This window comes from Rhizobium sp. RSm-3, assembly GCF_001854685.1.
Classification (GTDB): Bacteria; Pseudomonadota; Alphaproteobacteria; order Rhizobiales; family Rhizobiaceae; genus Rhizobium; species Rhizobium ecuadorense.
This window is the reverse complement of the sequence record NZ_MAWZ01000023.1, coordinates 43,455-49,549: the sequence shown is the minus strand read 5'-3', so window position 1 is coordinate 49,549 and position 6,095 is coordinate 43,455. Positions and strand designations below refer to the sequence as shown.

At 61.9% G+C, this 6,095-nt stretch carries 6 protein-coding genes and 1 pseudogene; 1 reads left to right on the top strand and 6 read right to left on the bottom strand.

Annotated features, from left to right (window positions below):
- The 5 genes and pseudogenes from BBJ66_RS19045 to BBJ66_RS19025 all read right to left on the bottom strand — a co-directional run.
- Positions 1-446, bottom strand: a pseudogene (locus BBJ66_RS19045) (IS5 family transposase); the annotation flags it as partial.
- Positions 447-703: 257 nt separating this feature from the next.
- Positions 704-1,294 carry a histidine phosphatase family protein gene (locus BBJ66_RS19040; RefSeq protein ID WP_071088914.1) on the bottom strand — a complete coding sequence of 197 codons (591 nt, stop codon included), beginning with the start codon at positions 1,292-1,294 and terminating at the stop codon, positions 704-706.
- A gap of 21 nt (positions 1,295-1,315) precedes the next feature.
- Positions 1,316-2,134 carry an enoyl-ACP reductase FabI gene (fabI, locus tag BBJ66_RS19035; RefSeq protein WP_071088912.1) on the bottom strand — a complete coding sequence of 273 codons (819 nt, stop codon included), beginning with the start codon at positions 2,132-2,134 and terminating at the stop codon, positions 1,316-1,318.
- A 122-nt stretch (positions 2,135-2,256) separates the two neighbouring features.
- Positions 2,257-3,462, bottom strand: coding sequence for a J domain-containing protein (locus tag BBJ66_RS19030; protein WP_071088910.1), 1,206 nt, complete (start codon positions 3,460-3,462; stop codon positions 2,257-2,259).
- Between the two features lie 289 nt (positions 3,463-3,751).
- Entirely contained in the window at positions 3,752-4,210 is a 459-nt protein-coding gene (locus tag BBJ66_RS19025; RefSeq protein WP_049736026.1) for an RT0821/Lpp0805 family surface protein, read from the bottom strand.
- Between the two features lie 65 nt (positions 4,211-4,275).
- On the opposite strand from BBJ66_RS19025, the gene pdxH reads away from it, so the two are divergent.
- Positions 4,276-4,896 carry a pyridoxamine 5'-phosphate oxidase gene (pdxH, locus tag BBJ66_RS19020; RefSeq protein WP_003584693.1) on the top strand — a complete coding sequence of 207 codons (621 nt, stop codon included), beginning with the start codon at positions 4,276-4,278 and terminating at the stop codon, positions 4,894-4,896.
- A gap of 6 nt (positions 4,897-4,902) precedes the next feature.
- Here the strand turns inward: pdxH and BBJ66_RS19015 are convergent, their stop codons facing one another.
- Positions 4,903-5,940, bottom strand: coding sequence for a polysaccharide deacetylase family protein (locus tag BBJ66_RS19015; protein ID WP_071088908.1), 1,038 nt, complete (start codon positions 5,938-5,940; stop codon positions 4,903-4,905).
- Between the last annotated feature and the right edge of the window lie 155 nt (positions 5,941-6,095).

The following is a 6,095-nucleotide window of genomic DNA, read 5'->3' as shown; positions in this document are numbered from 1 at the left end:
CTGACCGGCGGTCAGAATGAAACGAACGGGACATCCAAGGCCACGCACGGCCATATGGATTTTGGTGCTCAAGCCGCCGCGGGAACGGCCAAGGGCCTGATCTTCAGCCCCTTTTTTGCGCCGGAGGCGTGCTGGTGGGCGCGAATAATAGTGCTGTCGACGATCAGATATTCGAAGTCGGCATCCTCCGACATCGCCTCAAAGACACGCCACCAGACACCCTTTTGGCTCCAGCGGCTGAAGCGGCGAAACACGCTGTTCCAATCACCGAACACCTCCGGCAGGTCGCGCCAGGGTGAACCCGTCCGCACGATCCACAAGACCGCTTCCACAAACATGCGATTGTCACGTCCAGACGAACCGCGCGTGCGATCGTCGCCAATGATATGACGAGACATCCGCTCCCACTGGTCATCTCGAAGAATGAGACGATCTAAAACACCCATGACTGCCTCCAAAAGACAGTCTTGAATCTGATTTGCTCACCTTTGGGAATCCCAAGAGTCCACGACTCCTAACCCTCTCCCCGTAAACGGGGCGAGGGGACGTACCCTACGAGAGGTATGCGGAGGACCGAGAGGTTGCGACGTATCCCCTTCGCCCCGCCTGCGGGGGTCCGAAGGACGGGTCGAGACCCGTGGCTCGCCCCGGTGGTGCCGGCAGGCGGATGAGGGGCAGGCGGCGTTCGCTAATTAAGCACTATTTACAGCCAGACGATCGTCCGCTCGCCGGTGTCGATCCTGACGATCTGGTCCTGTGGGATTCCGCCTTCCGCGGCACTGCTTTTCGGCAGGTCGGCGATCATCTGGAACAGCGTGCGGATGACGCCGCCATGGGTGACGCAGACGGTCGGACGATCGACGGATTGCAGCCATGAGCCGGTGCGCCAGGAGAGGATCTCGTAGCTCTCCGCATCGTCGCCGGGCGGGATGAAATCCCATTTCGCGGCGTTGCGTTCGGCCACCCGCTCGCGCTGGGTCGCCTTCAGCTCCTTGAGCGTCGAGCCCTCCCAGTCGCCGAAGGAAATCTCCACCAGTCTCGGATCGGTGCGATAGGCACGCGGCGGCAGGCCCATGGCGGCGCGGACGATTTCCATCGTCGCGCGGGTGCGCTGGAGCGGGCTTGCGACGAAATCGAATTCGCCGACCCTGTCGCCCAGAATTTCACCAAGTGCCAGCCCGTTCTGCCGGGCCTGTTCCAGGCCCGTGGCATTCATCGGGATATCCTTCTGGCCTTGCAGGCGGCGCTCGGCATTCCAGTCGGTCTGACCGTGTCTGATCACGTAGATAAGCACGGGTCTCGACTCCGGAATGCTTTAGTCCTTGACGACCGAAATGTCGGGCGCGTCGACCGCTTTCATGCCGATGACATGATAGCCGCTGTCGGCATGGTGCACTTCGCCGGTGACGGAGCGCGACAGGTCCGACAGCAGATAGAGGCCGACATCGCCGACTTCCTCGATGGTGACGGTCCGGCGCAGCGGCGCGTTATATTCGTTCCACTTCAGAATGTAGCGGAAATCGCCGATGCCGGAGGCGGCGAGCGTCTTGATCGGGCCGGCCGAGACGGCGTTGACGCGGATGTTCTGCGGCCCGAGGTCGACGGCCAGATATTTGACGCTCGCTTCGAGCGCGGCCTTGGCGACGCCCATGACATTATAGTTCGGCATCACCTTTTCGGCGCCGTAATAGGTCAGCGTCAGCATGGCGCCGCCATCCGTCATCAGCTTCTCGGCGCGGCGTGCGACCGAGGTGAAGGAATAGACGGAAATCTGCATCGTCTTGGCGAAGTTGTCGGCCGAGGTATCGACATAACGGCCGGTCAGCTCGTCCTTGTCGGAGAAGCCGATCGCGTGCACGAGGAAATCGATCTTGCCCCAGAGGTTTTCGACGTTTGCGAAAACCTCGTCGATGGTGGCTTCGTCGGCAACGTCGCAATGGCCGACCAGCGTCGCGCCGATTTCGGCGGCGAGCGGCTCGACACGCTTCTTCAGCGCATCGCCCTGATAGGTGAGCGCGACTTCTCCGCCCTGCGCATGAATGGCCTTGGCAATACCCCACGCAATCGAGCGATTGTTGGCGACACCCATGATGACGCCGCGTTTGCCTGCCATGAGGCCGGATGCTTGAGCCATATTTCGCTCCCTAGGAATTCTGATCGATCCTGCCTATGGCATAGGCCGCTAATCGGTTCAAGCTTGGCCTGGATCATCAACTGTTAGGTATCGTAACAAAGGGTGCGAAAGTCATAAATATTTCACAGGAACAGGCCTTCGCGCATGCTCCGCATGAGATCGGTGACTTTGTCGTCGGGCTTTTCCCACAGGATAATGCGCAATTCGACGACCAGATCGCCTCTGCCGCCGTCTTCGCGGGGCAATCCCTGGCCGGGGATTTTGATTGTCTTGTCCGAGCCCGACCATGCGGGGACCGTAATGGCGAGCGGCCCGCTCGGTCCCTCGATGCGCGCCTCGGTGCCGAGAACGGCATTTTCGATGCTGAGCGGCAGCACGGCGTGCAGATCGAAACCATCGACCGTGAAGCGCGGATCGGGCGCGATGCGAATATTGATGACGGCATCGCCGCGTTGCATGCCCGGCAGCTTGAAGCCTTGCCCCTTGAGCCGCAGTTCGTGGCCATCCCTGGTGCCGGCCGGCAATGCGAAGCCGATCTCGCGGCCCTCCGGCAGTGACGCGGTGATCCAGCCGCTCTTCAGCACGTCGTCGATCGTCACCGTCGCCGTCGCCACCTCATCCGGTGCTTTTTCCAGGCCCGTATCCTTGGCGCCGGTGAAACGACGCACCAGGGATGTCAGGATGCTGAGCGGCAGCGGCAGGTTGGCGCCGGCATTGCCTGCGATCTCGCCGGCCTCCTCGTCGCCTCTGGCGTCGGCCTCGGCGGCATCGCCGTCCACGCGCCGGCCGGCCTCGCCCACCTGCTGATTCTGAGCCTGTTGGTTCTGGGCCTGTTGATTTTGGGCCTGCTGGTATTGCCCCTGCTGCGCGCGAGCCTGCGCCTGGCCGCCGCCGGCAGCGCGGGCCTGGGCGCCGAAAATACGCTCGACCATTTCGTCGGCGGGCTCGGCTGCTCCTGCCTGTTGTCTGGAGCTCTCCGCAGCAGCCTTCTGGGCGGCGCGCGCAAGCTCTTCCATCACCCGCTCGGCATTGGCCTGCGCCGCCTTGGCGCGCACGGCAGCCTCGCGCGCGGCGTGGCGCTGCTGCATGATCGTCTGTTCCTGCTTCTTGGTTTCCGCCATCCGCATGGCATTGTCGAACAGGCTGCGTTTGCGCGGGTCCTTCAACGTTTCATAGGCGCGGCCGATCTCGGCGAACCGGGCCGTCGCCGTCGGGTCGCCCTGATTGTGGTCGGGATGGACCGATTTGGCCATGTTGCGCCAGGCCGCCTTGATCTCGTCTGCTGCCGCGTCGCGTTTGACGCCCAGAATTTTATAAGGATCGCGCATGTCAAACCGCCGGTGTTGCGATGCGGGAAGCCACGTCCTTGCCCGGCATCCCGAAATTCCAAAATCAAAGCCAATATCAACTCGTGACGCGCCATCCCGCCGCAACGGCATGGACAGCCACTCTCAACCCCGATCGTGCGCGGGAGTTGCTAATCACTTCTTATTTCTATGGAGAGATGTGGAGTGTTTTGCGCCGAATGGTTAGCTCTTTGCTAAGCATTCGGCAGAGAGCCGTCAGGCGTTAACCTGTCGGGCCGGATCGGCTTCCAATCAGCTTTCCCGCCGGAAATTAACTTTCCGGCTGGAAGCTCAAAAGCTGCCAGTTGCCGCCGCCGACGAGGCAGGTCTTGCCGTAGAATTTGGCGATGCCGACATAGGAATGCCGGGTCGTGCGGAACTGGCGGCAGACCTGGCCCGATTCGTTGTTCTCGACGATCGTATCGATGACGCCGGCACTGCCCGTCGACGCATTCGCCCAAGGAAGCGGCTGGCCCTCGAGCCTTTGCACATCGGCCGAGGTCACGGCATTGCGCACGGTCATCTCGTCCGACAGCGTATCGGTGCTCGGCGGCGTCTGCGGCACGGTGCCGGTTGCCACCGACCGATCGACCTTGGCTTCACTCAGAAAATCCATGCCGCCTGCCAGGCAGCCGGAAAGCGAAAGCATGGCAACGCCGATGACGAAGAACGCGCAGCTGCGTTGCCGCAGGCCCTTTGTATGGCGATATGACTTTGCTATGACTTCCACCCTGCATCCTGTCCAGTTATCAAAAGCTGGGCGAGTTTTGAATAATCCGGGGCATTTGAACCAATATGTCGGCAAACGAGTTAACAAGCGGTGACTTTACCGAAAGTGGCGAACCCTTCAAGCTCTTTGCCGAATGGCTTGGAGAAGCGGAGGCTTCAGAACCCAATGACCCGAATGCCGTGGCGCTGGCAACGGTCGATGAGGATGGTCTTCCCAATGTCCGCATGGTTCTCCTGAAGGGGTTCGACGAAGACGGTTTTGTCTTCTACACCAATTTCGAGAGCCAGAAAGGCCGCGAAATCTTGGGGCAGAAGAAAGCTGCCATGTGTTTCCACTGGAAAAGCCTGCGCCGCCAGGTCAGGCTGCGCGGCCCGGTCGAGATCGTTACCGATGCCGAAGCCGATGCCTATTTCAAGACGCGGGCCCGCGGCAGCCGCATCGGCGCCTGGGCATCGAAACAATCCCGCCCGCTCGAAAGCCGATTCGCGCTTGAAAAGGCGGTGGCCGAATATACCGCCCGTTATGCCATCGGCGAAATTCCGCGCCCCGCCCACTGGTCGGGCTTCCGCATCCGGCCGACCTCGATCGAATTCTGGAAGGACCAGAACTTCCGCCTGCATGACCGCATCGAATTTCGCCGGCCCTTGCCCGAAGGCGCGTGGGACAAGGTCCGGATGTATCCGTAAGCGGCTCTATTTGCCCATCAGCTTCAGCGGAATGCCGGAGGCAAGGGCTGAGACGTAGCGTCGCTTCTGGTAGAAGCCGTTCAGCGAAATGCGGCTGAGATAGCCGGTTTTCCTAGCCACCGGCAGGCCCGGCTGGGTGGTGACCGCAAGCTCGAAGCCGAGATTGCGGGCAATCGCCGCCTCGCGCCCGGTCGCCGCCTCCGGCGTGCCGTAGGGATAGGCGATCGTCCTGGGACGGATTCCAGTCACCGCCTCGACGTAATCGGCCGAAACCTGCATCTCGATCCGCGCTTCGGCTTCCGGCAGGCGGGCCAGCGCCCGGTGGCTGATCGTATGGGCGCCGAGTGTGGCGAGCGGGTGGGTCGCAAGCCATTGCAACTGACTAGGCCCCATCACCAGTTCGCGGGTGATATCGGTCGGCTCGATGCCGTTTTCCCGCGCCAGCATGTCGATTGCGGCAACGGCGCGTGCCTCGTCGGATCGGTGGATATACCAGGCGAACCGGTCGAAGGCATTCCATTGCTGCTGCGGATCGTCGAGCGCCAGGCGCTCGCTGCCGCCGCCGAAATCGAAGCGGAGTTCGCTTGATCGGCGCAGGAGCACGGCGAGCGTCTCCCACCAGATGCTGTGAGAGCCCTCGGCAAAACCCTTGGCGACGAACACTGTGAACGGCGCCCGATGCTGTTCGAACACCGGCAGCGCGTGCTCCAGATTGTTGATGTAGCCGTCGTCGAGCGTGAAGGCGGCAAACGGCCTTCCACCTTCGGGCTCGGCCAGCAGCGCCGGCACCTGATCGAGCGGCACGAAGCGATAGCCCTCCCGCCGCAGCCGCCGCAGCGCCGTATCGAGGAAGCCGGGGGTAATTTCGAGATGCGCATTCGGTTCGAAAGCCTCCGGCACCTGCGGGCGGACATGGTGCAGCGTGAAGACGACGCCGCGCCCACGCGCCTCGCGCATCAACCCGGCGGCGGCGATCAGCCAGGAAAGCTCGAGCCCGGCACCGATCGCTGTGCGTTTTGCCAGTCGCTTGAATTGTCCCGCCATGCGCCGTCCGTTGCTTTTTTTCGGAAACTAGCAAGCGCGGCTTAAGCCTTGCTGAATCCCGATTTCGCACGGGTCTTTTCATTTCCTGTTAACCAAGGCGATGAAAAGACTAGAAAAATGATAGGAGTTGCCTCAAAGTCGCGCCAAACTTGCCG

What these genes read in the sequence shown, in the direction of transcription:
- fabI (WP_071088912.1), bottom strand. Translation starts at nt 2,134, where the DNA reads ATGGCTCAAGCATCCGGCCTCATGGCAGGCAAACGCGGCGTCATCATG.
- BBJ66_RS19030 (WP_071088910.1), bottom strand. Translation starts at nt 3,462, where the DNA reads ATGCGCGATCCTTATAAAATTCTGGGCGTCAAACGCGACGCGGCAGCA.
- pdxH (WP_003584693.1), top strand. Translation starts at nt 4,276, where the DNA reads ATGTCGGCAAACGAGTTAACAAGCGGTGACTTTACCGAAAGTGGCGAA.
- BBJ66_RS19015 (WP_071088908.1), bottom strand. Translation starts at nt 5,940, where the DNA reads ATGGCGGGACAATTCAAGCGACTGGCAAAACGCACAGCGATCGGTGCC.